Raw genomic sequence first — 24,321 nt, 5'->3', positions numbered from 1 at the left:
TGCCACAAGACAAGATACGCCTGTTGGAGTATGAGAGAAAGGGCACAGCTTACGGAACCCCGTCGGCTGTACCCTACTTTCCATTATTTTTCCTCAGCAAAAATTATTTCTTTCTCTTCCTATTCTCCACAGTGATGTCCGCATCCATCTCCATGATGACCGCAGTCTCCGCCCTCATGATCGTGATGCTCATGATGGCTGCATACGGTATCCGGATCGTAGTTCAATGTTCCGGCGATAAAAGATTCTACCTGTGCATCTGCGTCTCCCTGTGCGCCCGGGTAAAGCCGGATGTTCGCTTCTGCAAGTGCATTTCTGGCACCGCCGCCGATTCCTCCGCAGATCAGTACGTCTACACCGCCATTGAACAAGAATCCTGCCAACGCGCCATGTCCCTGTCCCTCTGTGTCAACGATCTCGGATTTTACGATCTTTCCGTCTTCCACTTCGTATACTTTAAACTGTTTTGTGTGTCCAAAATGCTGAAATATCTGTCCGTTTTCATACGTTACCGCAATTTTCATGATCTGATTCTCCTTTTTCTTATTTTCTGTCTCGCATATGCTTTTTTGACGCTCTCTCCCATATTCTTTGCAGTCTTCACAACTGCCGGGAGTGCTACACAAAATGTAATCTCCACCGTCGATCTGAAGGGGGATCCCCTCGATCAGAAACCGCGCCAGCTTCTTTCTGGCTCCCGCGTAGATCATCTGCACCGTCGCTCTGCTCACCTGCATGCGCGCCGCACACGCTTCCTGTGTAAATGCCAGATGGTCGATCAGACGGATCGTCTCATATTCTTCCACGGTCATCGTAATTCCATGCTCTTTTTCCGCTCCTGCCGCATAAAAATGAATACTCTTCGGCATACGGCATACCCGTCTTTTCTTCTCGGCTCTCGGCATCCTTGCTCCTCCCTGTCTGAAAATAAACCACCAAATAATGCATCAAAAAGCTACATCGTTATTGGCATATGCTAACTTTATTTTTATAATACTCCTGTTATTAGCATATGTCAATAATAAAATTCATTTTCTTCTTCCCGTTCTTCTTTCCACCAACATAGTGTCAATGTACAAGGGAAAATACGTCCCCCTTGTACACTGACGCTATACATGCAGACGCACAACAAAAACAGACCGTAAGACTTTGATCTTCTCAAAATCTTACGATCTGCCTTAAGTTTCTTTATTTTGTCGGTCCATCGTATTCACGGATGATCTGTCTCACCGGATAGATAAATGTCGGTGAAACGGACAGTTCGTCTACGCCCATTGCCAGAAAGCGCTCGGTCAGTTCCATATCTGCACCCAGTTCTCCGCAGATTCCTGCCCAGATCCCTGCCTTATGCGCGTTATCTACAACCATCTCGATCATACGCAGTACCGCCTCATGATGCGGATCATAGAACTCGTCCAGCTTTGCGTTCTGACGGTCGATCGCCAATGTATACTGTGTCAGGTCATTGGTTCCGATACTGAAGAAATCAACTTCTTTCGCGAGCAGATCGCTGATTATGGCTGCTGCCGGCGTCTCGATCATGATACCCTGCTCCACATTGCCGTATGCGATGCCGGCGTCGTCGAGTTCTTTCTTCACATCCTCCATGATCGCTTTGATCTGCCGCACTTCCTCGACAGAAATGATCATCGGATACATCACGGCAATATTTCCATATGCGCTTGCACGCAAAAGCGCCCGAAGCTGCGTCTTAAAGATCTCCGGTCTTGTCAGGCAGATACGGATCGCCCGAAGTCCCATCGCCGGATTCTCTTCCTTATCCAGGTCAAAATAATCAACCTGTTTATCTGCACCGATGTCAAGCGTACGGATAATGACTTTTTTTCCCGCCATTGTCTCCGCTACCATCTTATAAGCCTTAAACTGTTCATCTTCTGTCGGATAAGTCTCGCTTTCCAAATACAGAAATTCGCTCCGAAACAGACCGATTCCGCCGGCGTCATTGCTCATCGCTGCCGGAAGATCGGACACAGAACCGATATTGGCAAACAATTTGATCGCCTTTCCGCCCTTTGTGACCGTCGGTTTTCCTTTTTGCTCTGCAAGAAGACGTCTGTGTGCCTCCTGCTCTTCTTTTTTTGCCTGATATTTTTCCAAAATCTCCGGTTCCGGATCAATATAAAATTCTCCGCTGAATCCGTCGATCACTGCCATTTTCCCATTCCATTCTTCCTGAATGTCTATCTGGATCAGTGCCGGAATATTCATCGTTCTTGCCAGGATCGCAGTGTGGGAATTGGAAGAGCCAAGCTTCGTCACAAACCCAAGAAGTTTACTCTTATCAAACTGAACGGTCTCGCTCGGCGCCAGATCTTCCGCCACGATGATCGACGGCTCGTCCCAGCTCTTCGCCTCTCCGATTCCCATCAGGACATCGATCACCCGCTCGGAAATATCTTTCATGTCAACGGCTCTCGCCTGAAAATATTCATCTTCCATCGCCGCGAACATCGCCGCAAAATTATCTCCCGTTGTTGCGACGGCATATTCTGCATTTACCATCTGTGTCTCAATGATACTTTTTACCGAATCATTGTAATCATCATCTTCCAGCATCATCTGATGTACTTCAAAAATCTGCGCGCCGGATTCGCCAACTTCTTTGAGCGCTTTCTCATAAAGCTCTCCCAACTGTTCTTTTGCCGCCTCGCACGCATCTTCGTAACGTTTGATCTCCGCCGCGGCATCCTCGATCTTTGTACGCTTTACCTGTTTCTGTTCTTTTGTAAAAAAGTAAATCGGTCCGATCGCAATTCCGCCGAAAATGGATTTTCCCTGAATGACTTCCATTGCCTCTCTCCTGTTCCTCTGCTAAATGAAATTATAAAAACGAAATTATAAATTCTCTTTGAAGAATGCTTCCATCTCTGCTGCCGCAGCTTCCTCGTCTCCGCCCTCTACGGTTACTTCTACTTCCATATCTTTCTTTACGCCCATGCCCATGATCGCCATCAGTTTTGTAGCGTCCGCGCTTTTTCCGTTGCAGGATACCGTCACTGTCACGTCTGCGCCTTTCATCTCTTTTGCTTTCTTTGCAAGAAGTCCTGCCGGTCTTGCGTGAAGTCCTACCTCGTCTGTGATCACATACTTAAACTGTTTCATTTGATTTTCCTCCTTTAATTATCTTAAAATATCCTGTTTATGCTTCCATCGCCTGCTGCAATACAGCTTCCGCATCCATCCTTGCAAAGGTCTCCGGTTCGATCAGCGCGACCCGTACACCTGCCGGACAAAGCTTCTGCTTCATCTCTTCCAACCGAAACGAAACCTGCGGTCCGAGAAGCAAAACGTCCGTCGGTTTTTCATAACGTGTAAAAGCAAGTTCCGACATCGCGCAGATCTCCGCTTCGATCCCGCGCTCCTTTGCCGTCCGCTTCATCTTATTTACAAGAAGATTCGTCGACAGTCCGCTCATACAGATCAGTACAATCCGTTTCATCTTGCCGCCCCTTTCCAAGCCCTCGCAGCTTAGGTTTATAGTAACATATTTCCCACTGCATCTCCAGCCCAAAAAAGGGCACATTCAATCTGGCAAAAATTATAACTCCTCATTTCCTCAGCATCCGCAAAAACGTATCATAGTCCGGATGTTCCACGAGATACCTGATATCCCCCGGACGCAGGATCAGATCTGTCGTCGCCTCATAGAATTTCTCCAGTTTCGGATCTTCCTCGCTTCCGACCACGGTCAGGATCACAACCTGTACTTCATTCCGTGACCACCATACCGGTTTTTGAAGCACTGCCACCGCAGCGAACGTCCGCGCGCTGTATACCTGATCCGGATGGGGAATCGCCACCAGACCGCCGTAATCTGTCGGTGAAATCTGCTCTCTCCGGATCACCGATCCATAAAAATCTTCCGGAAGCCCCTGCTTCTCCCGTACACATTCACACAGATTGTTCAACACTTCCTCCCGGCTTTCTCCGGCAATGCCCGGGAAAAACAACTCTCTTTGATAATATTCGTCCAGACAATCCCTGCTCTCACGCTCAAACAATCCCCGAACCGCAGCCACATCCCCCTCTTTCAAAAAGGAACTGACTTCCAATACCGGAACAGGCACAGGCATTTCCAGCGGGACCGTCGTAAATACATAATCTACTTTTGCAAAATCGAACCCTGCCAGTTCATACCGGTTGCACACATAAATCTGATCGATATTCTCCCGGAACTCCCGGCTGTATTTATATTTTAACAGCTGGGAACTGCTCGCCCCCGACGCGCACACGATCAAAATCGAAAACTTCCGTTTCGCCGCTTCCCGCTGTTCCAATGCCAGTTCAAAAATCTCTGCCAGTTCTCCGATCTCATCATCGGAAATCTCCGCCTTAAAATATTCCCGCAAGATCCCCGCTGCCTGCGACGCGATCGTATACGCAAAGATGTAATGCTCTTTGATCTCTGAGAGCATGGGATTATGCTGTCCGATCTGATAGCGCATCCGGATCGCAAACGGGATCATATGTCGCAAAAGCGCCCGTCGAAGCTCCCGGTTTCCACGCAGATCCACACCGAATTCCTGATTCACCATATCGAGCATCCGGTCAATCAGCCGCTCCATCTCACGGTTCGTTCTGTCATTTTCCGCACATTCCTTTCCGGAATCCGGGACGGAGATTCCGCTTTTCCCGGCCAGCTGCAAAGCAAAATACGTCCGCTCACAGCTTGGGATACGGATTCCCAGCGCTTCTTCGATCCGTTTCGACAACTCTTCCGCAAATCCGATCTCTCTGCTTCCGAGAAAATCCACTTCCTGCTCCTCCACCAGACATCCTCTCCAGATCCTGCGGAGCGCCACATACAGATGTTCCACAAAATCATGATATCCGCTTTCCGACAGCGTCACATCATAACTTCTTACGCATTCGTATACGAGCTGTCCGAGCAGACGCATTTTATCCGCCCGCCGCGTACTTCCGATTCCCTCCAATCCGTCATGCTTCACAAAAAGTTCGGTCATGCACTGCCGGATCTGAAATTCCGTTCCGGTCACTTTCATTCCATATCCCGGTTTCTTTTCCAACGCAAGACCATACTGCTGATAGGTTTTTTCCACTTCCCGCAGCGCCGCCGTCAAAGTTCCTCTGGAAATATACAAAAATTCGCACAAATTTTCCGCTTTCACATATTCTTTTTGATTGAGCAGATATGCCAGAAGATAATTGACGCGCTCTGCTCCGGTCTCGGGAATCTTCTTTTCCTCGCCGCCGTTCTCTTCTAAAAGTCTCTCGAGCCCTCCGGGCGTACTGCTTACGATATAATATCCATACCGGGGCTTTGAGAGGATCTCCACACCGCTTTTGCGAATCTCCGGGTTCATCTCCTTGATCCGTGTCCGCACAGTTTTCACACCGATCTCCAGTTCTTCCGCCAGACTCGCCGCTGTCGTATATTCTCTTTTCGATAATAACCGCAGGATCCTGTGGTCTCTGGAACTTAACACGCGCTCACCTCCTGTGCCGATCCGACTCTTTTCAGTCAGTATGTCCACAAACGTATAAAACCACTTATGTGCAGACACAAAGTGGTTTTATACGCTCGAACCCGCCATCCGGAAAAATTATATCACGGATTTGGCGCGCCGTCATTGCTTTTATTCTTTTCCGTCACCGAGTAGATCACCGCTCTCTCGCACCGCTCACGATCGAGTAATAAGCCTCTGATGTCAGCCGGTATACAAGGACATAGAACAGACCGAAGATCACGAAGCAGATGCCCGCCGCACAGATCAAAAGCTGCAGATTGTCGATCCCGAATAACTGGATCAATTTGTAGATCAGCGGGAAAGCAAACGCCAGATGAACGCCTGCCGTCACCAGCGGCAGGAAAAATACCGTCAGCATCTGTGAATTGATACTCTTTCGGATTTCCCGTTTTGTCATTCCGACTTTCTGCATGATCTCAAACCGGGACTGATCTTCATATCCCTCCGAGATCTGCTTGTAGTACACGATCAAAACAGCCGCAAACACAAAGACGATTCCGAGCATGATGCCAAGGAAAAAGATTCCGCCGTACAATGTGTAAAACGATTCCCTTGCCGTCGCCACACCGCCGGAATAGATCTCGAATACTTCCCCGTTTGTTCCCGGATGTTGTCCTTTATACGTCTCGATCGAATTTTTCAGTCCGGCAATGATCTGATTCTGTATTTCATCCTCACAGTCCAAATCATAACCGTAAATCCAGCAATACTGGATTTTCCGATCCAGCATCAGCGAAAATTCTTCCGGCGGGATTGCCGCAAGCAGCGCTTCCGTCTCCTGTGTCCACGCGTCAAAATCCGGCACGATCAAAAACATCGACGCAAAGATCGACATCGCATCGCTGGCAAGCGGTACAAACTGCTCCACTTCTTTTTTGATCTTGTAAGTCTTTCCGCCCTCCACTGCGATCGTATCTTCTTTGTAGTCCGCCTTTATCGTGCAGATCATCGCCTCATCTTCTTTTAATGTCTCTTTTGTTCCCATCACGCGGTTATATTGATCCAGTGACACAACAAAGAACTGCCACAGATCGGAATAACTATCTACCTGATACTGCTCCAATGTTGTCTTGGAAAGGCTGATCTGCCCCTCGTTGATCGATCCTGCGATCGCTGCCGTCTTGTAATCGATCACATTTTCCGGTTTTTGTCCCAAAGCTTTCGCCGCGTCTTCGGCCTGCCCTGTCAGGTCTTCACAGATCCCACTCTCCAATCCTGCCTGATCATAAGTTGCCACTGTAATATTGATATTTCTCGGATACTGTCCCCGGAGAGCGTCCTCCGCTCCCACATACATACAGATCGTAGAGGAAAGCATAACAAGCACCATTGTTCCGAGGATGCAGATTGACGCAAGTCCCGCTCCGTTCCGTTTCATCCGGTACATCATCGAAGATACCGAAATAAAATGCTGTGTCTTATAATAATATTTCTTCTTTCTCTGCAGAATCCGGCACAATGTCACCGAACCGGCAATAAACAGCAGATACGTTGCGATGATCACCATTACGACCGCCACGAAGAACCAGAGCATCGCCGTGATCGGATCCTCAATGGAAACTGCGATGTAATACGCCCCTGCCAGAATCACCGCCCCTGCGATCGCCAGGATCCAATTCGCCCTCGGCGGTTTTTCACCGACCTGCTCGCTGTGCAGAAGCTCGATCGGATTTGCCAGACGTACCTGACGCAGCGCATTGAGTAAAAGCAGCAGGAAAATAACCGCAAACAACGTCACTGTCCTGCATAATGCTTCCCAGTCAATCTGCATGGAAAATCCCGTCTCCATATGCACCAGCTTCAAAAGACAAAGTTCCGAAAATTTGGACAGCAATATGCCGACCGTCAGTCCGCCTCCAAGCGAGATCAGAAAACTCATCACATTTTCCCAGATCAGTACATGCGCCAGATTCGCTTTTCCCATGCCTAAAATGTTATAAAGACCGAACTCCTTTTTTCTTCTCCGGATCAAAAAAGAGTTTGTGTAAAATAAGAAGATCAGTGCGAACACTCCGATCACAATACTGCCAAGTCCCATGATCGAATTTAAAATTTCTCCGCCCTCTACCTTTAACAGCACATTGCTGAATGCCAGAAATGCCATGATATAGTACATCGCGATCATTCCCGCGCAGGTCAGCAGATACGGAACGTACATCCGGCTGTTTTTCCGAATCCCCATCCACGCCATCTTTGGATAAAATGTCATTTTCATCGGTTCTCACCTCCGGTCGTCAGCACGGTCAGCGTGTCGGAGATTTTCTGGTACATCTGTTCCTCCGTACTGTCGCCACGGTAGATCTGATGATACACTTCTCCGTCTTTGATGAATAACACCCGTCCTGCATGGCTTGCCGCTTTCACCGAATGTGTGACCATCAAAATCGTCTGTCCGTCCTCATTGATCGTATTGAACAGACGGAGCAGTTCGTCGGTTGCCCGGGAATCCAACGCTCCGGTCGGTTCGTCTGCCAGCACCAGACGCGGATCCGTGATCAGCGCCCGCGCCACTGCCGCGCGCTGCTTCTGTCCTCCCGATACCTCGTACGGATATTTCTTCAGAAGCGATATGATCCCCAGTTTCTTCGCCAACGGTTCCAGTCGGGAGTGCATTTCCTGATACTGTTTTCCCGCCAGTACAAGCGGCAGATAAATATTGTCCTCCAATGAAAATGTATCTAACAGATTAAAATCCTGAAATACAAATCCAAGGTGTTCCCGCCGAAATGATGCGATCGCCGAATCTTTGATCGACGCAAGATTCTTTCCGTCCAACTGCACGGTTCCCCCGGTCGGTCTGTCAAGCGCCGCGAGAATGTTTAAAAGCGTTGTCTTTCCGCTTCCCGACTCCCCCATGATCGCGACATACTCTCCCTCCTCCACGGAAAAATTCACGTTTCGGAGCGCTTCCACTTTATTTCCGCCAAACCGGGTTGTATATACTTTCTTCAATCCATTTACTTCCAGAATACTCATTCTTTTTTCATCCTCCTGTCATCCTTGTTCTTCTTACGTTACCCAGTATAGCAGAAACGGGAAATGCAGCTCCATCGAATCCGCTTACATTTCCCATCTCATTTCTTACATTTGTGTAAGAACTTTTTCGTGCCAATGCTATTCCACCTGTAATTCTTCCCGTTCCAGATCGATCTTGATCACAGTTCCAACGCCGGGCGCAGATTCCGCCCAGATCCGATGTCCGAGCTGTGTGCAGATCCGCCGGCAAAGATAGAGGCCGATACCGCTTGCTTTTTTATCGGCGCGTCCATTGTATCCGGTATATCCCTTTTCAAAAATACGCGGCAGATCTTCCGGAGCGATCCCGATCCCGGTATCCCGGATACAGAGCGTCTTCGGTTCCTCCAATGTGATCGTGATCTCCCCCTCTTCGGTATATTTCAGCGCATTGGAGATCACCTGCTCCACGACAAACGCCAGCCATTTCTCATCCGTCAACACTTCACAGCCAAGCGGTTCATACCGCAGCCCGATCTTTCTCCGGATAAACTGTCCCGCAAATTTCTTCACTTCTCCGCGCACGATCTGATCCAGATCACATTTACGAAATACATGATCTTTCGATTCGGAATCCAGACGCAGATATACAAGCACCATTTCCACATACTGCTCGATCCTCGACAGCTCCTCCGAAAGCCGTCTCGCCTGATCGGAATCCTCATTCTGTAGCATCAGACGCATGGATGCGATCGGAGTCTTGATCTGATGCACCCAGACCGTATAATATTCCATCATGTCGGTATAACGCATATCCAACTGATTCTTCAGACTGCTCTGCTCTTCACGGAGGTGTCCGATCACCTCCTGATAATCCCAATCCGCCGCCGTTCTCTTTTCCGGAAAATGTTCCATCAATTCAGAAGACAGTTGTGCAATCCTGTCCAGTTCCCGATGTTTTTGATACGCACTGTAGTAACCACGCACCAAAACACCCGCGCCAAGTACCGAACAGATCAAAGCCGGATATACAACCGCGCCTGCCGGCAAATCATACAAAAGAAAAATACAAAGAAAAACGGCACAAAACAGGAAAAAGATCCCGATACCTTTCCGGCTCTGCCGCAGATAAATCTTAAAAAACTGCTCTCTACTCAACCAAATACCCCCTGCCGAATTTCGTCACGATGAAAAGATTTCGCCCTCTGTTACATTTTATTCTGCCGTACAAGCTGATAACGTGTACTTCTTCCTTTTCCCACCTGAACGATCTCTCCGCTTTCTATCATCTGTTTTATCAGCCGTCCACACGATGTCTGACTGATATCTAATCGCTTTTCCAGATCTTTTCGTGTAAAAGTTCCCAACTCTTTTGCCAGATTGATCACAACATTCTCCCGCAGACTTTCTGTCGTATTTTCCATATTCATATCCTTTTGTTGCGTACATAAATTCAAATTAGGAAGTACAATCTTAAACGCATTGTCTGAGACTTCGATCTTCGGTTCCTTTCCGGTTCCGGCATAAGATTCCTGGATTTTTCGCATTCCCGTCCCATATGCTTCAATTAGTTCCAAACGATAAAATACATTTGCTAATTTCACATTCCTGCATACGGAAATCCCCATCAATACGTCCTTTAATGTCACGCCATTTACCAAACCTCCGATTGATGTAAACTCAATCCGATCGGTATAAATACTGATAAATGTGCTCGCCCGAAATGAATATTCACGATGTACAAGCAAGTTCAGCAGCGCTTCTCTGACAGCGGTTTCCGGATAATCCCTTTGATCGATCCGGCGTAATTTTTGAAATGTTGAATGCATTTGATTACGAAAATCAATATATTCATATACATCTTCCATTTGCCGAAACAGTGAACCGGAAAATTCTTTTCGGTCTTTAAACTCATTTTGAGTCGTTCCCTCAAAAACTGCCGCTTTGATTGTATGCACACATTGATCCGACAATAAAAGTCCTAAATTGGTATAAACTCCATCTTGTGTCATGATTCCCAATGTTTTCATCTGCGCCGTTCCAAATAAAATATCCCGCTCGGAAAACTCTTTTTCTGCCGCTTCAAAAGTCAAATTCTGTTCCAAAGACCGCCTTTCCTCAAAATGATCTCCATCGGTTTCTTTGATCATGTATCGGATCACCGTATTCGTTGCAGGCACCGATGAATATCCTTGCCGAACATAAACACCCTCGGGGCGAAGTCCTTTTTTCGCAATATAATAGGGGCGCTCTGTTCCCTGTTGTACGGAAACCGCGACAATCTTTTTTTCATCTACATCAATCGTTTCATAATGCAGAAACATCGTGAGATCCGGTTTGATCGCATCCCGAACCATGTTGCTGATCTGCAAAGCAGTTTCATCCGGATCATCCACGCCAAGCACCATACCGTCATACTGAACCCCAATATACAATATCCCACCTTCACAATTAGCAAACGCTATAATCTCTTTCTTTATATCATCCACTACAATAGATTTCAATTCCACGGTTTCGCTTTCTTGAAAATTCATCTGATCGCCTCCCCCTCAAAATATTCTACCCATATTCTATTCTTTCTAACCATTCTTGTCAAATTTTGGTTAGAAAAACGGTTAGAAAACTCAAATGCAAATATTCAAACTTCTCTCTACTCAACCAAATACCCCCTGCCGAATTTCGTCACGATAAACTCTTCCAGTCCCGCCCCATCCAGCTTCTTCCGAAGCCGGTTGATATTCACGGTCAGCGTATTGTCATCTACAAAACAGTCCGTTTCCCACAGACGCTCCATCAATCGTTCGCGGCTGACTACTTTCCCCTTATTCTCCATCAGCGCCAATAAGATCCGGTATTCATTTTTGGTCAGTGAGATCTTCTCCTCCCGATAGGTCAGCGTATTGTCTCCGGTATTTAAGATCGCGCCGCGGTGCTCCAGCACCGGAACCGTATTTCCAAAATCATAGGTTCGTCGGAGAAGCGCCTGGATCTTCGCGATCAACACGTTCAGATCAAACGGCTTCGCAATAAAATCATCGGCGCCCATATTCATCGCCATTACGATATTCATATTATCCGACGCCGAAGAGATGAAGATCACCGGAACTTTTGAAACCTTACGGATTTCCGCGCACCAATGATAACCATTATAAAAAGGAAGCGAAATATCCAGAAGTACAAGCTGCGGATCAAATGCGGCAAACTCTTCCATGATATTGCTGAATTTTGCCGCACATTTCGCTGTAAATCCCCACATATTCGCCTGTTCCCGTATGGATTCCGCAATCCCTCTGTCATCTTCCACGATCAAGATCCGATACATATCCTTTCGCCTCCTTTCAGGAATGCTTTTTCTCATAGATTTTCAGACATCCCCAATAACTAAGCGCCAGCAAAGGGATCGCGACTGCAAAAGCAATTCCAAGCAGATTCCACCGCCCAAATGCCAGTATCTTCTCCCACGGCGCTACAAAACGTAGGATTACATATAGAAATGCCCAGATTAAAATAGAAACAACATACACGATCGTTCCTTTTTTATTTCCAAGCAGATAAAAACCTACGCTGAATACAGCCACCGCATATAAGGAGATCACACAGCCCGCCAGCCAGATAAAGATACCGTTCTGAATATCCGTTGTTTTTCCGCCATATACATAGCCCAGCATCAGCAGAAAAGAAAGCGCCATGTTCAGCAGGATCCCGATCAGATTGCCACAGAATCGGGTCAGGATGATCTGCTTTTTACTGATCGGATAGGTAAGCAGCACATCGTCAAACCTCACACTTTCATCCTGTTCGATCGCCGCCTGCAAAACCATCACCGAGGTTGCCGGAATCGCAAGCATAATAAACACCATCATCATATAATAATTCGGTCCTAAAAGATAGGCGAACAAGAACATAAATAAATACCCGAATCCATTGGACAGTATATTTTTCGGAATCAAAAATGTATCATACAAATCTTTTCTCAAAATCCCCAGCATTTCACATCTCTCCTTTTACATAAAATAACATGATGTCTTCAATCGACGCCCGCTCGATCTCCAGTTCCGGAAATACGTTTAAAATCTCGCTCTTATTTTTTACAAGTACTTTATACTCATACGGCTCCTTTTTAAAGGATACGATATCTTCCTCCCGCATCGATTCAAAGAAATCTTTGCCACAATGCAGAATCCCGTAATGATCCCGCAGTTCATCATACGTCTTTACAAACTGAAGTTCACCCTCATGGATAAATGCAATGTAATCCGCAATCTTATCCAGATCACTTGTAATATGGGATGACAACAGTACCGTATGGTCTTCGTCCTCCGTAAACTCCCGGATCAGTTCCAGTATCTCATCCCGGAAGATCGGATCCAGACCGCTGGTCGCCTCATCTAAAATCAATAACTTCGGCGCATGACTGAATGCGATCGCAAACTCCAATTTCATCTTCATTCCTTTGGAGAACTTTTTAATCTTTTTATCTTTCGGCAGATCAAACCGTTTCAAATATTGTGTATACAGACCCATATCCCAGTTCTTGTACACACCGCTTAATATTTTCCCGATAAATGCCGGCGTATACTGCAAGTTGTAATGGCTTACATCGAAGATCACCGCAATATCCTCTTTGATCTCCCGCTCCTTCGTCTTCAAATCCTTTCCAAGTATAAAAATTTCATCGTAATCCGCCTTGAGCAGTCCGAGAATTGACTGGATCAATGTGGACTTTCCCGCTCCGTTTGCTCCGATCAATCCCATCACACAACCTTTCGGAATATTCATTGTGATCTGTTTTAAAGAAAAATCTTTGTATTCTTTTGTCAAATTTTTAATCTGAACTGCATTTTCCACTCTTTATCCCTCCCGATACAACAATTCCAATGTATTTTTCAATGTCTCCTCCGACACGTTATTCTGCTTTGCGATCTCAACCGTTTCCGTCAGAAGCGTTTCGATCTTCCGGAGATTTTCCTCCCTTATAAAATCCTGATTCTGAGCCGAAACAAATGTCCCTTTCGCCGGAACCGTCACGATAAAGCCGTCTTTTACAAGATCGTCATATGCCCGCTGTGTCGTGATCACGCTGACATGCAGCTCCTTTGCCAGCTTTCTCATCGATGGCATCGCATCTCCCGGCTTCAGCTCCCCGCTCATGATCATCCCTTTGATCTGAACTGTGATCTGTTCATAAATCGGCTTGCTGCTCACATTACTTAAAATAATTTCCATAATACGGTCTTCCTTTTTCATTATTTCAAAGGAAAAATTCACTTTGAGTATGATATACGTATATACTGTACTTAAGTTACAAGTACAGTATATCTTATCATGTACTATCTGTCAATATACTATATATACAGTTTGTCTCTAAGCAATAAAAAACAGACATCTCCGCGTTTTCCCCCTGAAATCTTTTCAGAGATTTTCGCCAAAATGCCTGTTTTTTCATCTATATCAATTTATCTACTTCTCTTCAGTCTTCCGTCTCTCACCGATCATACTGACAAACATATCCACTGCCTCCGGTGTTTGATGATCAAAGAATAAGCTCTCTTTTGCATCCAATTTACTGATCGATGCCATGTCCTGCTCCGACAATTTGAAATCAAAAATATCAAGATTCTCTTTCATTCTTTCTATATGCGTTGATTTCGCCAAAGCGACAATATTCCTCTGCATTAACCAGCGCAGGATTACCTGAGCGACAGATTTTCCGTATTTCTCTCCGATCGCCAAAAGAACCGGATTGGAAAACATATGATTCCGCCCCTCGCCAAAAGGCGCCCAAGCTTCCATCTGTACATTTCTTTTTACCATATTCGCCTGCGCGTCGATCTGCTGGTGAAGCGGATTTGTCTCCACCTGGTTTACCTGCGGAACGATCTCGTTAAACGCAACCATATCCGCCAGCCGATCCGGATAAAAATTGCTGACACCAATCGCCCGGATTTTTCCCTCTTTATATAATTCCTGCAAAGCCCTGTATGCCCCATAATAATCTCCAAACGGCTGATGAAGCAATACCAGATCCAGATATTCTGTTTTTAACTTTTTCATGGAATCCAATACGGAATGCTTTGCTTTTTCATAACCATAATTATCGATCCATACTTTCGTAGTAATAAAAAGCTCTTCCCGTGGAACGCCACATTTCATAATGGCATTTCCTACTTCTTCTTCATTGCGGTAAGACTGCGCAGTATCGATATGTCTGTACCCGACTTCGATCGCATCTAACACACAGCGTTCACAGTCCTCCTTTGCGATCTGAAACACGCCAAATCCTAATTTCGGCATTTTCACTCTATTATTTAATGTTACATATTCCATACCATGATCCATTCTCTGTCACTCCTTGCAATTGATCTCTTTTTTTATTACAATGATATTGTAATACCCGGTAGTAACTACCGGTCAACCTTTTTTTGAATCTGTTTCAAAAATTTTATTTCAAAAACACATTGCCAAAATCTATCACATCCGTGTGTAAAAACTGACAGGAGGAAACTAGCTTGATGTATTCGATGAAAGAAGTCTGTGATCTGACCGGTATGAAATATGAGACATTAAAATATTACTGCAATGAGGGTTTGGTTCCCAATGTAAAACGAAATGAAAACAATTACAGAGTTTTCGACGACAGGGATGTGGCATGGATCAACAGCCTGTCTTGTCTGAAACGATGCGGCATGGGAATCGTGGAAATGAAAGAATACGTCGCCTTGTGCTTCAAAGGCGAGCGTTCCATTCCCGAACGCAAACAGATTTTGGCTAAAAAGAAAGAATTATTGGAAAGGAAACTGCGTGAAGTTGAGAACTGTATTGACTATATCGACGGAAAACAGCAATTTTACGACGACGTCCTGTCCGGAAAGATCCCATACACAAGCAACCTGATCGACATACCAAAAGAAACGTGATCTGCCCCGGTACAACAAAGCCCCTCACCGAAGATCCGGCTTCCTCTGCCTTCAGATCTCTGTGAGGGGTTTTTATATCTCAGCCGGCTGCTCTCGCCTCTTTCTTCTGTTTCATTCGTTTGATGACTTTCAGTCTCGTAAACTCTTCACGCTCTTTTTCTTCCAGCGCATTGGTAATGTTGTATACAAGCTGTGTGTACATCGGAATGGTAATATTCTGAAGCGCATTCGCACGCTTCTGTGTCTTCTTGATATTCGTAGCCAGACGGTACGCGGCATTTTCCACCATCGAAAGCTTCACCGTCAGGTCTTTTACTTTCTGAAATGCTTTTGTCGCCTGGTCAATCGATTCTCTCGTTGTGCTGAACGAATAAGTCGGCATCTCATTTGCCGGGGTATAACGCACATGCGGAATCTCGGTTCCCATGATGCTTCGTGTCTGGATCGTGATGGAATTTTCGATCGGCACCGTATAAGCAAGCTGCGCGACCATATTGATCCCATGCTCGATATTGGCACGCTGCAGACATTCATACGCATGAGTAAATGTACTGTCAATCTCGTTCTGAATGTCCCGGGCTTCATCGATCAGATCCATCAGCTCCCGGATCAGAATATTACGTTTCTTATCCATCAGATCGTATCCCTGTTTCGCAAGCGTCAGGGAATTCTTTGCAAGCATAAGATTTCCTTTTGTGGGAAACGTACGCGGATCCATAGAATGCCTCCTCTCGTGATCGTTGTGAAATCAGGCGCCGCCGGAAGATCAGTCTTCCGGTTTTGCCTTATAATACTTATCCAGTATCTTCGTATCCACACGGTCAAGTTCTTCTCTCGGAAGAAGTCCCAGCAGCTCCCATCCAAGATCCAGAGTCTCTTCCATGCTTCGGTTCTCGTTCATGCCCTGTCCGATATAACGTGTCTCAAATTCTTTTCCGAACTCCAGATATTTCTTGTCGATCGGAGACAGTTCGTCCTCACCGATAACGGATGCAAGGTTTCTTGCGTCTCCTACTTTTGCGTAAGCGGAGAACAACTGGTTCGCCAGATCCTGATGATCCTCTCTCGTATATCCGGCTCCGATACCGTCTTTCATCAGACGGGACAGTGACGGCAGGATATTGATCGGCGGGTAAATCGACTGTCCGTTCAACTCACGATCCAGTACGATCTGTCCCTCCGTGATATATCCGGTCAGGTCAGGGATCGGATGTGTGATATCATCGTTCGGCATGGTCAGGATCGGAAGCTGTGTCACAGATCCGTTCACGCCCTGCACGATTCCGGCACGCTCGTAGATCGTTGCCAGTTCACTGTACAGATATCCCGGGAAACCTTTACGGCTTGGAATCTCTCCCTTGGAAGAAGATACCTCACGCATCGCCTCCGCAAAAGAAGTCATATCCGTCAGAATGACCAGAATGTGCATGTTCTGTTCAAACGCCAGATATTCCGCAACGGTAAGCGCCACTTTCGGCGTGATCAGACGCTCTACGACCGGATCGTTTGCAAGGTTCAAAAACATCGCAACGTGATCGGCAACACCGCTGTCCTCAAACGTACGGCGGAAGAAATCCGCAACGTCATGCTTGACGCCCATCGCGGCAAATACGATCGCGAACTGCTCGTCGGAATTTTCACCGAGGGAAGCCTGTTTTACGATCTGCGCTGCAAGCTGGTCATGCGGAAGACCGTTTCCGGAGAAGATCGGCAGCTTCTGACCACGGATCAGTGTTGTCAGACCGTCGATCGCGGAAATTCCGGTGTGGATATAGTTACGCGGATACTCACGTTCCACCGGGTTCAGCGGCAGACCGTTGACGTCCCGCTTCAATGTGGAAGTGATCGGTCCCAGATCGTCGATCGGCTGACCGATTCCGTTGAACGTCCGTCCCAGCATATCCGGGGAGAGTGCGATCTCCATCGGATGTCCGGTCAGACGGGTATGTGTATTTTTCAGAGACATATTCTCGGATCCCTCGAACACCTGGATCACGGCTTTGTCCTCGTAAATCTCGACAATACGTCCGATCTTGCGCTCTGTGCCGTCTACGACAAATTCCACGATCTCATCGTAAAAAGCATCCTGCACGCCCTCCAACGCGATCAGAGGACCATTGATACTGCTCAGTCCTAAATATTCAATTGACATCGCAAATTCCCTCCTTACGCATTTTTCTCCAGCACACGCTGATAGAATTCATCAATATCCTTGTGGTACTGCGCGAACATTTCCAGACGGTCATTCGGCACGTCATATTTGATCGCGATGACTTTCTCGAAAATATTTTCCGACTTCAGTACGGACATCGGATGTCCCATCGTCACAAGTGCACGGCATTGTTTATAAAGATACAAAATCGTGTCCATCATCAGGAACTGCTTCTCCATAGAAACGCAGGTATCGTCCTTGTGGAACGCATTCTGCTGCAAAAATCCAAGACGGATCACACGGGCGATCTCAAGGATCAGCTTCTGATCATCCGGAAGCACATCGCTTCCGATCAGTTTTACGATCTCTAAAAGACTGCTCTCGGAGTTCAGAAGCGCCATCAGGCGGTTCCGGTAATCAACGAACTTCGGAGATACATGATCCTGATACCACGGCGCAAGATCGCCGAGATACTCGCTGTAACTTGTCAGCCAGTGGATCGCCGGGAAATGTCTCGCATAGGCAAGGCTCTTATCCAGTCCCCAGAAGCAGCGCACGAAACGCTTCGTGTTCTGTGTCACCGGCTCGGAGAAGTCACCGCCCTGCGGAGATACCGCTCCGATGATCGTAACCGAACCGTCGGTTCCGTTTAAGTTGTGCATCATTCCGGCTCTCTCGTAGAACGCGGACAGCTTGGATGCCAGATATGCCGGGAATCCCTCTTCCGCAGGCATCTCTTCCAGACGTCCGGACAACTCACGCAAGGCCTCTGCCCAACGGGATGTGGAGTCTGCCATGATCGCCACGTCATATCCCATATCACGATAGTATTCTGCCAATGTCAGTCCGGTGTAAATACTTGCCTCACGGGCAGCAACCGGCATGTTGGATGTGTTGGCGATCAGTGTCGTCCGATCCATCAGCGGATTTCCGCTCTTCGGATCTGTCAGTTCACTGAACTCTTCGAGAACCTGTGTCATCTCGTTTCCACGCTCTCCACATCCGATATAAATGATGATATCAGCGTCAGACCATTTTGCGATCTGGTGCTGCGTCATTGTCTTTCCTGTTCCGAACCCTCCCGGGATCGCAGCCGTACCGCCTTTTGCGATCGGGAACATCGTATCGATGATACGCTGTCCGGTTACAAGCGGGATGGATGCCGGGAAACGGTGATGCGTCGGACGAGCCACACGGATCGGCCAGCGCTGCGTCATCGTCAGCTCTTTTTTCACACCCTCCGAAGTCTCGATCACAACGAGCACCTCGTCGATCGTATACTCGCCGTCCGGGACAACCGAAAGAACCGTTCCCTCCAGATCCGGCGGAACCATACATTTGTGCACGATCGCGCGTGTCTCCGGCACTTCGGCGATGATGTCGCCGCCGTGCAGATAGTCTCCGACAGAAACGGTCAGATGCGCCGACCATTTCTTTGTGCGGTCCAGGTTATCCACACTGACACCGCGTGTGATAAACGCGCCGCCGGTCTCTGCGATCTTTTCCAGCGGACGCTCGATTCCATCAAAAATATTGTTCAGGATTCCCGGTGCAAGCGTAACAGAAACCGCGCTTCCTGTTGCGGTCACTTCCTCGCCCGGACGAAGCCCCGTCGTCTCTTCATATACCTGGATCGTTGTCAGATCCTTGTCCAGAGAGATCACTTCTCCGACCAGTTTCTCATGTCCCACATAAACCATCTCCGACATACGGAAACCGGTATTTCCTTTCAGGTAAATGACGGGACCGTTGATTCCGTAAATAGTACCAGTTTTAAGCAATTCCGTCACCTCCCGAGAATAAAAAGCTGTCGTATTCATTGCGCAGCTGTGTCTTAAATGAATTGTCGATCAGAATATTCCGTTCGCGGATGACCGCGCGGATCCCCCCGATAAAATCTTCCGAACTGACAGTCAGTTGAACGCCGCTCGCGTCTTCCAGTGAAAAACGGCAATTCTCATCGGATGGGTTAATATAAATTGTCATCTGATCTCCATCTGCAAATGCAACCGCTTTGCGGATACATTTAAGCAGATAATCTTCATATGCGTCTGTCTTCATATAGTCCTGCACAAGCGCACAGGCTTCCTCAAACACCTTGTCTTTCAGTTCCAGCTGAATCTTACTCTGTCTGCGTTTCAACTCCAACTGAGCCTTTGCGGATGCCTGATTGATTTGCTGTCTTGCATTGACAGTCTCCGCTTTGATGCGTGTTTCAGACTGAAGCATCGCTTCCTCTTTATGATCATCAAACACTTTCTGCAGCGCTTCGCGGTAAGAATCAATGATTGCATTTCCCTCCGCGCGGGCCTCCTCCATCGAAGTGGCCTGCAGATGTGCGATTTTTTCTTCCAGCGTCAAGAGGGTTTCCTCCTTTTCCTACAATTTCAAGCCAATCGCTTCTGTAACATAAGATGTGATAAAGTCTTTCTTACGGCCGGTTCCGTGTCGGTCAGGAATCTCGACCAGCAGGGGAAGTTTTCTATCCAGGCGGAACTGATCGAGAATGTCCGGGAATTCCCGTCCGAATTTCTCGGTCAGAAGAACAACTCCTACCGTCTTGTCGGTCAGTACCTTCTCCAGCGCTTCGCGGAGTTCGTCACGCTCATGCACGACAACTCCGTCCACGCCTGCAAGCCGCATCCCTGTGTATGTGTCGACATTATCACTGATCAAATACATTTTCATATTATAATTTACCTAAGATCATGAAGGAGATGATCAGTCCGTACAGACATACACCTTCCGCAAGACCTACGAAGATCAAGGATTTACCGAGCACACTGGAGTCCTCGCTGATTGCGCCAAGGGCTGCGCTTGCTGCGCTCGCTACGGCAATACCACCACCGATACAGGATAAACCGGTAACCAGAGCGGCTGCGATATAGCCAAGACCTGTTGACAATGCTGCGCTTGTATCTGCTGCTGCGGCTGCGTTTACCTGCGGTCCGCCGAGAAGCATTACAGATGCGATCGCAAATGCGCCAAAGAAGAAGAATGCGTTCACGCCGATCGTTCTTTTATAGCGTTTCTTGTTTTTCTCTCCAATCAGATAATATCCGAAAGGAATGATGATGCTTAAGATCAATGCTGTGATTAAGATGATTTTTGTTGCTAAAGTCATAATGAAATCCTCCTTTGATTCCTGTTCTTTTCTGAAATGTGTATCTTTCTGAAATATATATCTTTTTGTACGCTTTTACGCATACAAGGATTTGATTCAGCGGCTTTCACCGCAAAATACCGTTATCTGGCAGCTCCTTTTTTCTTTTTCTTCGGAGCCGTCTTTGTATATGGATGGAACTCCCGACCGGAACCGCGATAGAACCGGCTGAACATCTCATAGTATTCCAGACGAAGTACCTGGATACCGACGATCAGTCCCTCCATACCGCAGACAAACAAGTTTCCGAGGATTATGATGATCCAGTTCGGATTTCCCTCCTCTGCACCTGCAAGCATCAGTACTACTTCCATCATTGCCGCATGGCTGACGGCAAACGCTCCGATACGGACGAATGAAAGTGTATTAGAAAAGTAGCTGAGCAATGTCTCGAACAATTCAAAGAATCCCTGTACAAGGAACATCGCTTTACTCTCTTCCATTTTGTCCGCACGCTTCTGGATCTTCTTTGTCAAAGGTTCTTTGAACAAGATCAAAAGCAGCGGCACACCGAACATCACTGCAAGAACGACCGCTCCCGGAGTCTTATGTCCTGTCATGAACAGTACGACCGTTGCGACAACCGATGCATAGAACACCAATCCCGCCACACCGTTGACATCGAACCATGTTCCCTCGATGTCTTTACTGCGCGCCGCATTTATAATATGAAGGATCATCGCCAAGATGATCACGCCCATACCAAATGCGACCGCCACGATAAACACCGTGTTCAGCTTTCCGATAAACGGAAGCGTCATCATACTGTCGATTGGACGAAGCCACATCGGTTCAATGATATCTTCAAATCCAAAGATACTTCCAAACATAAATCCGAAGAATGTGGAGAACACTCCCGCGCAGCCGATGATTCCCGCCAACGGGATCTTTTTCAGCCAGTAGAGAAGTCCGCCGCCGATCGCGAGCAGAAGTCCCTGTCCCACATCTCCAAACATCGCGCCGAAAATAAAGGAATACGTCAGTCCGACGAAGACCGTCGGATCCATCTCATTGTGAGCCGGAAGTCCGTACATCTGTACATACATCTCAAATGGTTTGAACAGTTTCGGGTTCTTCAGTTTGGTTGGCGGCTCGCCAAAGTAACTGTCCCTGTCATCTTCCACAACAACAAAGACTTTCTCGTCATTCTTGATCTCATCAAGGAATTTGGCGACGTCATCCTCTGCCATCCATCCGCACAAAATGTAGAAATCTTCCTCGTTATCCTGCATGCGCGCCGCAAGTTTACGAACGTCAAAGTTGTTGGTCAGTTCTTCCAGACGTTTCTGCGCCGCGACAAGCTGCGGAGCGCGTTCTGTCAGCATTTCTGCCGCTTCTTTATCCAGATCCCGAATCTGATCTTCCATCTTGCTGATCTCACGGTCGAGACGCATAAATGCTTCCGTCGGCGTACCGTCAAATCCGCCCTGCAGCGCTACCCGCTCAAAATGAAGAGAGCGGAATACCGCATCGACTTTCAGTGATTCCCCGGGAGATACGAAATACGCGCCATATACGGAACTTTCATCCCGCTCTCCCTCCACGAAGATCGCTCCCAGATCGTCCATCAGATATTTCTGCATCTTATGATAGTATTCGATCGGGATCTTACCAAAACGGAAGTTGATATACTTGTAATCGAGTACATCCTGCAGATTGCAGTCCAGCGGTCGAAACGGTGCGATGATCTGCTGTTTCCCGCGGTTTTCTTCGATCCTGCGCTTTAATTTTTCTTTCTTTTCCTGAATCTCCAGATAATCGTCGTTGGTCATCCGGACGAGTTCAAACATATCATCCAGTCCCATCGAAGCATCCGGCGTCACATCGTCCGCATTTTCCAGAAGACTTACGAATTGATTGGCTAACGCAAGCGAATCTCTGTATGGATTCAGTTCCACAAACGGACGGAGATTCTGGACCGATTTCAATTCAGAGAGCGCCGACTCCAACTGAATCTCATATCGGGAGAGGTATTGATCCGTTACCCGGTCAATGTCATCCCGCGGTCCGGAGATGTTGATAAATTTCATTTTTACGATCATATAGCTTTCCCTCCCACGTAGGCCAACGTCTCGCCCGGTGTAAGATTGTAGCGGATACACTCGATGACAGTAGTCAGCTTTCTGAGTTCTTCTTCCTTCAAAAACAGGTAGGTATTGATCGCCGCGATCGAATACGGATTTCTGCGCTTGTCTAATACATAAAGCTTATGCAGACACTCCGTATAGGTCTGCTCGATCGTAAGTTCCCCGCTGAACTGATAGCGTTTTCCATAATATGTCTTCTGGATCTGCACTTCAAATTCGTCCAATGACGGAGATTCAACCAGATCTTTTACCTGTTCTGTTTTTAATTTGTAGTGAATCGGAACAAGCAGCGAATAAATATCTGCCGCCTGCATATGGTAATACTTTTTCGCACGGTAGATCCACTGCAGATTCAAAAGATCCAGTTTCGTGCCGCAGTCACGCGTATACAGTTCCAATTCTTTCTTTTTCAGTACCTTCTTCCGGTCTTTCCAGACCTGTGAAAAATAATATTGATCCAGCGTCAGGTCATAGTCGAACAAAGTAATCGACGGTTTGTCCCTGAGTCTGCTGAGTGGTTCGTAATACTCCGTACCTTTCAGATTCTCAACCAGTTCATCGGTCGTTCTGGACGTGATCAGCTTCTCGATCGAAATCTGCGAATAGCGGTCAAAAAACTGTTTCTTATAGTTCAGGTCAAACGGCTGTTCATAATGGTTGATCACGATCCGGAAACAATAATTGATCAGATCGATCTCATATCGCTTGATATACAATTTCAGGAACTTCCTCTGTTCCAGATTGCAGAAACGATAAATCTTGGAATAGTCATAATAAAGCTGCCCGATCAGAATCTTTTCGATATCTCCACGGTGTAGCTGACTTTCATCCAGATTTCCCAGCACAAACGCATAGGAAGAATTATCTCTCAGATAATTCACGACTTCCGGTACGCTGTGCAGGTTCGCAATCTCCACGAAATTCTCTTCTCTTAAAAGTCTTGCTTCCATCGCACGGATCTTGGTTACGATTCCACTGTAAGTAAGTAGATTTCCCATGGCTTATACCTCTGTAATCCGTTTTAAAATGTCCTTCGCGTACTTTGTGTGATTTATCTCATATTGCTGTTTCAACAGTGCGATCGAATCATTGTTCTCTCCGCTCTGTTCATCCAGAAGTGAAGAAGTTGTCTTTTCCAGTTCTGAACGGATCTCATTGATCTTCTCCATCGTCTTTTTTTCAAGTTCTTCGTCAAATTGATTCCGTTTCTCACGAAATTCATGATCCAGGACTTCTTTCTGCTCCTCCGCATGTCTCACGATCGCTGCGGCGGCAGATTCTATTTCCGATAATTTCTTTACAATAGAGTCCATATTTTTTCCTCCTGTAATCCTTAATCGCTGATAATATTCTAAACCTTTTTCACGAAATGTCAACGACGATATGTGAAAAAAATAACCGTATTCCGTGGAAATTTTCGTCATTTTGTCTTTGACCCTCCGGACAAGACATGCTATGATCTATAAATGAGCAAATTTAAAAAATTGCACAAAACTACACTGCGAATTTCATAAATGAATCAAAATCATTACTTTCC

General features: G+C 46.8%; 24 protein-coding genes. 1 reads left to right on the top strand and 23 read right to left on the bottom strand.

The window, feature by feature from the left end; all coding sequences use genetic code 11:
- Window positions 1-119: 119 nt before the first annotated feature.
- The 14 genes from I2H87_RS00120 to I2H87_RS00055 all read right to left on the bottom strand — a co-directional run bounded on the left by I2H87_RS00120 (window position 120) and on the right by I2H87_RS00055 (window position 14,804).
- Entirely contained in the window at window positions 120-905 is a 786-nt protein-coding gene (locus I2H87_RS00120; RefSeq protein ID WP_009267504.1) for a NifB/NifX family molybdenum-iron cluster-binding protein, read from the bottom strand.
- Window positions 906-1,188: 283 nt separating this feature from the next.
- A complete protein-coding gene (gene ptsP / locus I2H87_RS00115; RefSeq protein WP_120170986.1) occupies window positions 1,189-2,811 on the bottom strand; it encodes a phosphoenolpyruvate--protein phosphotransferase in 1,623 nt (540 codons plus the stop codon).
- Window positions 2,812-2,856: 45 nt separating this feature from the next.
- Window positions 2,857-3,123, bottom strand: a complete 267-nt coding sequence (locus I2H87_RS00110; RefSeq protein WP_054704045.1) for an HPr family phosphocarrier protein — start codon at window positions 3,121-3,123, stop codon at window positions 2,857-2,859.
- A 37-nt stretch (window positions 3,124-3,160) separates the two neighbouring features.
- Window positions 3,161-3,460 (bottom strand): PTS sugar transporter subunit IIB, encoded by a 300-nt coding sequence (locus I2H87_RS00105; protein ID WP_022152063.1) that lies wholly within the window; start codon window positions 3,458-3,460, stop codon window positions 3,161-3,163.
- Between the two features lie 109 nt (window positions 3,461-3,569).
- Entirely contained in the window at window positions 3,570-5,468 is a 1,899-nt protein-coding gene (locus I2H87_RS00100; RefSeq protein ID WP_195609056.1) for a BglG family transcription antiterminator, read from the bottom strand.
- Between the two features lie 175 nt (window positions 5,469-5,643).
- Window positions 5,644-7,725, bottom strand: a complete 2,082-nt coding sequence (locus tag I2H87_RS00095; protein WP_195609055.1) for an ABC transporter permease — start codon at window positions 7,723-7,725, stop codon at window positions 5,644-5,646.
- Window positions 7,722-8,486 (bottom strand): ABC transporter ATP-binding protein, encoded by a 765-nt coding sequence (locus I2H87_RS00090; protein ID WP_195609054.1) that lies wholly within the window; start codon window positions 8,484-8,486, stop codon window positions 7,722-7,724. Before I2H87_RS00090 ends, I2H87_RS00095 begins: the two co-directional genes overlap by 4 nt.
- 138 nt (window positions 8,487-8,624) lie before the next feature.
- Window positions 8,625-9,623: a sensor histidine kinase gene (locus I2H87_RS00085; protein ID WP_195609053.1), complete on the bottom strand. Its 999-nt coding sequence runs from the start codon at window positions 9,621-9,623 to the stop codon at window positions 8,625-8,627.
- Between the two features lie 50 nt (window positions 9,624-9,673).
- Window positions 9,674-10,999 (bottom strand): RNA-binding domain-containing protein, encoded by a 1,326-nt coding sequence (locus I2H87_RS00080; protein ID WP_195609052.1) that lies wholly within the window; start codon window positions 10,997-10,999, stop codon window positions 9,674-9,676.
- 116 nt (window positions 11,000-11,115) lie between these two features.
- A complete protein-coding gene (locus I2H87_RS00075) occupies window positions 11,116-11,787 on the bottom strand; it encodes a response regulator transcription factor (protein WP_195609051.1) in 672 nt (223 codons plus the stop codon).
- Window positions 11,788-11,803: 16 nt separating this feature from the next.
- Window positions 11,804-12,454 (bottom strand): ABC-2 transporter permease, encoded by a 651-nt coding sequence (locus tag I2H87_RS00070; RefSeq protein ID WP_054704037.1) that lies wholly within the window; start codon window positions 12,452-12,454, stop codon window positions 11,804-11,806.
- A 1-nt stretch (window position 12,455) separates the two neighbouring features.
- Window positions 12,456-13,313, bottom strand: a complete 858-nt coding sequence (locus I2H87_RS00065) for an ABC transporter ATP-binding protein (protein WP_054704035.1) — start codon at window positions 13,311-13,313, stop codon at window positions 12,456-12,458.
- Window positions 13,314-13,316: 3 nt separating this feature from the next.
- The gene (locus I2H87_RS00060) at window positions 13,317-13,691 is read right to left on the bottom strand and encodes a GntR family transcriptional regulator (protein ID WP_009267517.1); all 375 of its coding nucleotides are present in this window, start codon (window positions 13,689-13,691) and stop codon (window positions 13,317-13,319) included.
- Window positions 13,692-13,925: 234 nt separating this feature from the next.
- Window positions 13,926-14,804 carry an aldo/keto reductase gene (locus tag I2H87_RS00055; protein ID WP_330611382.1) on the bottom strand — a complete coding sequence of 293 codons (879 nt, stop codon included), beginning with the start codon at window positions 14,802-14,804 and terminating at the stop codon, window positions 13,926-13,928.
- Window positions 14,805-14,977: 173 nt separating this feature from the next.
- Here I2H87_RS00055 and I2H87_RS00050 point away from each other — a divergent pair, with 173 nt between their 5' ends.
- Window positions 14,978-15,382, top strand: a complete 405-nt coding sequence (locus I2H87_RS00050) for a MerR family transcriptional regulator (protein WP_009267519.1) — start codon at window positions 14,978-14,980, stop codon at window positions 15,380-15,382.
- A 79-nt stretch (window positions 15,383-15,461) separates the two neighbouring features.
- On the opposite strand, the gene I2H87_RS00045 is transcribed toward I2H87_RS00050, so the two are convergent.
- The 9 genes from I2H87_RS00045 to I2H87_RS00005 all read right to left on the bottom strand — a co-directional run bounded on the left by I2H87_RS00045 (window position 15,462) and on the right by I2H87_RS00005 (window position 24,097).
- Window positions 15,462-16,100, bottom strand: a complete 639-nt coding sequence (locus tag I2H87_RS00045) for a V-type ATP synthase subunit D (protein WP_009267520.1) — start codon at window positions 16,098-16,100, stop codon at window positions 15,462-15,464.
- Between the two features lie 48 nt (window positions 16,101-16,148).
- On the bottom strand, window positions 16,149-17,534 hold the full coding sequence (locus I2H87_RS00040; protein ID WP_009267521.1) for a V-type ATP synthase subunit B: 1,386 nt from the start codon (window positions 17,532-17,534) through the stop codon (window positions 16,149-16,151).
- 14 nt (window positions 17,535-17,548) lie between these two features.
- Window positions 17,549-19,315, bottom strand: coding sequence for a V-type ATP synthase subunit A (locus I2H87_RS00035; protein WP_009267522.1), 1,767 nt, complete (start codon window positions 19,313-19,315; stop codon window positions 17,549-17,551).
- Window positions 19,308-19,895: a V-type ATP synthase subunit E gene (locus I2H87_RS00030; RefSeq protein ID WP_195609050.1), complete on the bottom strand. Its 588-nt coding sequence runs from the start codon at window positions 19,893-19,895 to the stop codon at window positions 19,308-19,310. Before I2H87_RS00030 ends, I2H87_RS00035 begins: the two co-directional genes overlap by 8 nt.
- A gap of 18 nt (window positions 19,896-19,913) precedes the next feature.
- A complete protein-coding gene (locus I2H87_RS00025) occupies window positions 19,914-20,222 on the bottom strand; it encodes a V-type ATP synthase subunit F (RefSeq protein ID WP_022152055.1) in 309 nt (102 codons plus the stop codon).
- Window position 20,223: 1 nt separating this feature from the next.
- Entirely contained in the window at window positions 20,224-20,658 is a 435-nt protein-coding gene (locus tag I2H87_RS00020; protein WP_009267525.1) for an ATP synthase subunit C, read from the bottom strand.
- Between the two features lie 122 nt (window positions 20,659-20,780).
- The gene (locus tag I2H87_RS00015; RefSeq protein ID WP_054704083.1) at window positions 20,781-22,739 is read right to left on the bottom strand and encodes a V-type ATP synthase subunit I; all 1,959 of its coding nucleotides are present in this window, start codon (window positions 22,737-22,739) and stop codon (window positions 20,781-20,783) included.
- The gene (locus tag I2H87_RS00010; RefSeq protein WP_117550518.1) at window positions 22,736-23,782 is read right to left on the bottom strand and encodes a V0D/AC39 family V-type ATPase subunit; all 1,047 of its coding nucleotides are present in this window, start codon (window positions 23,780-23,782) and stop codon (window positions 22,736-22,738) included. The genes I2H87_RS00015 and I2H87_RS00010 overlap by 4 nt, the downstream gene beginning before the upstream one ends.
- Before the next feature lie 3 nt (window positions 23,783-23,785).
- Complete coding sequence (locus I2H87_RS00005) at window positions 23,786-24,097, bottom strand: hypothetical protein (RefSeq protein ID WP_044954804.1); 312 nt, start codon at window positions 24,095-24,097, stop codon at window positions 23,786-23,788.
- Window positions 24,098-24,321 lie beyond the last annotated feature (224 nt).

Source organism: Mediterraneibacter glycyrrhizinilyticus (genome assembly GCF_015560805.1).
GTDB lineage: Bacteria > Bacillota > Clostridia > Lachnospirales > Lachnospiraceae > Schaedlerella > Schaedlerella glycyrrhizinilytica_A.
The sequence above is the reverse complement of the archived record's forward strand: the minus strand, read 5'-3'. Positions and strand labels throughout refer to the sequence as shown.

Coding starts and splice junctions, on each gene's coding strand:
- I2H87_RS00090 (WP_195609054.1), bottom strand. CDS start 8,486: ATGAGTATTCTGGAAGTAAATGGATTGAAGAAAGTATATACAACCCGG.
- I2H87_RS00045 (WP_009267520.1), bottom strand. CDS start 16,100: ATGGATCCGCGTACGTTTCCCACAAAAGGAAATCTTATGCTTGCAAAG.
- ptsP (WP_120170986.1), bottom strand. CDS start 2,811: ATGGAAGTCATTCAGGGAAAATCCATTTTCGGCGGAATTGCGATCGGA.
- I2H87_RS00055 (WP_330611382.1), bottom strand. CDS start 14,804: ATGGATCATGGTATGGAATATGTAACATTAAATAATAGAGTGAAAATG.
- I2H87_RS00105 (WP_022152063.1), bottom strand. CDS start 3,460: ATGAAACGGATTGTACTGATCTGTATGAGCGGACTGTCGACGAATCTT.
- I2H87_RS00080 (WP_195609052.1), bottom strand. CDS start 10,999: ATGAATTTTCAAGAAAGCGAAACCGTGGAATTGAAATCTATTGTAGTG.
- I2H87_RS00010 (WP_117550518.1), bottom strand. CDS start 23,782: ATGGGAAATCTACTTACTTACAGTGGAATCGTAACCAAGATCCGTGCG.
- I2H87_RS00120 (WP_009267504.1), bottom strand. CDS start 905: ATGCCGAGAGCCGAGAAGAAAAGACGGGTATGCCGTATGCCGAAGAGT.
- I2H87_RS00015 (WP_054704083.1), bottom strand. CDS start 22,739: ATGATCGTAAAAATGAAATTTATCAACATCTCCGGACCGCGGGATGAC.
- I2H87_RS00075 (WP_195609051.1), bottom strand. CDS start 11,787: ATGTATCGGATCTTGATCGTGGAAGATGACAGAGGGATTGCGGAATCC.
- I2H87_RS00070 (WP_054704037.1), bottom strand. CDS start 12,454: ATGCTGGGGATTTTGAGAAAAGATTTGTATGATACATTTTTGATTCCG.
- I2H87_RS00020 (WP_009267525.1), bottom strand. CDS start 20,658: ATGACTTTAGCAACAAAAATCATCTTAATCACAGCATTGATCTTAAGC.
- I2H87_RS00095 (WP_195609055.1), bottom strand. CDS start 7,725: ATGAAAATGACATTTTATCCAAAGATGGCGTGGATGGGGATTCGGAAA.
- I2H87_RS00060 (WP_009267517.1), bottom strand. CDS start 13,691: ATGGAAATTATTTTAAGTAATGTGAGCAGCAAGCCGATTTATGAACAG.
- I2H87_RS00025 (WP_022152055.1), bottom strand. CDS start 20,222: ATGAAAATGTATTTGATCAGTGATAATGTCGACACATACACAGGGATG.
- I2H87_RS00050 (WP_009267519.1), top strand. CDS start 14,978: ATGTATTCGATGAAAGAAGTCTGTGATCTGACCGGTATGAAATATGAG.
- I2H87_RS00040 (WP_009267521.1), bottom strand. CDS start 17,534: ATGTCAATTGAATATTTAGGACTGAGCAGTATCAATGGTCCTCTGATC.
- I2H87_RS00005 (WP_044954804.1), bottom strand. CDS start 24,097: ATGGACTCTATTGTAAAGAAATTATCGGAAATAGAATCTGCCGCCGCA.
- I2H87_RS00110 (WP_054704045.1), bottom strand. CDS start 3,123: ATGAAACAGTTTAAGTATGTGATCACAGACGAGGTAGGACTTCACGCA.